Source organism: Seonamhaeicola sp., from assembly GCF_028281565.1.
Lineage (GTDB): Bacteria > Bacteroidota > Bacteroidia > Flavobacteriales > Flavobacteriaceae > Seonamhaeicola.
On record NZ_JANQJQ010000019.1, the window covers coordinates 1 to 1,528 of the forward strand.

1 protein-coding gene and 1 pseudogene are annotated in these 1,528 nt (G+C 38.2%); both read right to left on the reverse strand.

Annotated elements, in window-relative coordinates:
• Positions 1-157: 157 nt before the first annotated feature.
• Positions 158-574 carry a hypothetical protein gene (locus Q0983_RS09720; RefSeq protein WP_299552044.1) on the reverse strand — a complete coding sequence of 139 codons (417 nt, stop codon included), beginning with the start codon at positions 572-574 and terminating at the stop codon, positions 158-160.
• Positions 575-585: 11 nt separating this feature from the next.
• Positions 586-1,528, reverse strand: a pseudogene (locus Q0983_RS09725) (hypothetical protein); the annotation flags it as partial.

Below are 1,528 nucleotides of genomic sequence, written 5' to 3' on the forward strand. Positions count from 1 at the left end.
TTGCTTCAGTCATTGTTTATTTGAACAGTCTGATTAAATAAACAGTTATTCTAAAGGTGAGAGAGATTGAAGTCAATACTTCTTTTTGTGGAGGTTTTGGTTAATGATCAAGATGTGTCGAAAATGTGGGTGTCCTAGCTTACTTTGGTGTCCTAGCTTACTCTCTCTCTCTCAAATGTTTGGGTTTAATGAAAACCTCTGGATTTTTGAAGCCATAAAGTACAATGCATAAAGATGAAATGAAAAAAAACACCCCGAACAATGTTACCCAAAGAATATAATCCCATTCAACTTCACTTTGATTGATACTGTTCATGATAAAACCGAGTGAGATTGAAATAATAAATGAGCTATAAAACCATGTATTCATAAAAACAGTTCTATGGCTTTCTTTGTTAAAGAAAATTTTTTGTTGTTTCCAATCTATAAGGATTAAGAGTGAAAAGAAAAACGCAATTATTAAATGATTAAAGACTACAATAAAACCCGGAACCCACACCCAAACAGCATATACCGAGGAATTAGTGCTTGCTAGGCTAACCAAATTTTTTCTTCTATCTAGTTTAGCCATCATGGAATCTCTTATTATTTAGATAAATAATCAACAGTATGGTTCATGACATCTAACGAACCTGAAACAACTCTACCAGCAGGTGTCCAACCTAATGCATTTATAGTCGCATTTCCAGCAAAATCAGATGCGGCATCCACTGCAAGTTGAGCAGATTGCAATTGTAATGCATAATCTGAAATACCATTAAAATAATTAAACATTAGATCTAAAGCACCGCTTCCGATAGAAATCATGGATAATGGGAAAGCAACAGGTTGAAGCCCAGGGATTATAGTAGAAACAGTTGCAGCATAACCTGTTGTTTCTGCAAAGCCAGCCAATGTGGGTTCAATTCCATCAGGTAAATTCGCTTTTCTTACAGCATTAGCCCGTCTAAGATTAGTAGCCCGATCATTCAAATAATGTCCCCAAATCGCCTGAACAGCACCATAAGCAAACTTACCACCCACAGCAACAGAACCCAGTCCTCCAACTAAACTGGCGCCCACATAGTTCCCAGTATTGCCACCAAAAACATGGCCGGTATCATATAAACCGACTAATGATCCTGCTTGTGATAAACCCATACTCGAAAACCCATGTTCAAATCTGCCTCCGTTTGCCAAACTGTTTATCCCTCCTGTAAAACCATGTGCCAATAACTTCTTTGTTGTTAAAGAAGCATTTGAACCAAAACGAATAGCTTCTTGCCCAGCAAGCCCTGCTTTTTTAGCCAATATATCAAATTTATTATGAACCCCTCCCAGCATACCTCCGGTAATACCCCCAATAGCGGCTCCTCGTAAACTACCCGTAGCAATACCGCCTGATACAAACCCTGTAATAGCACCTTTACCAATTACCCCGAAACCTTGCAATAAAGTTGATCCTGGTAGTATAACCCCCACAGCAATGGATAAGATTGGCCGCCAATACCGCTTAACAAAACGCTTTAACTTCTTAAATAGCTTCTTA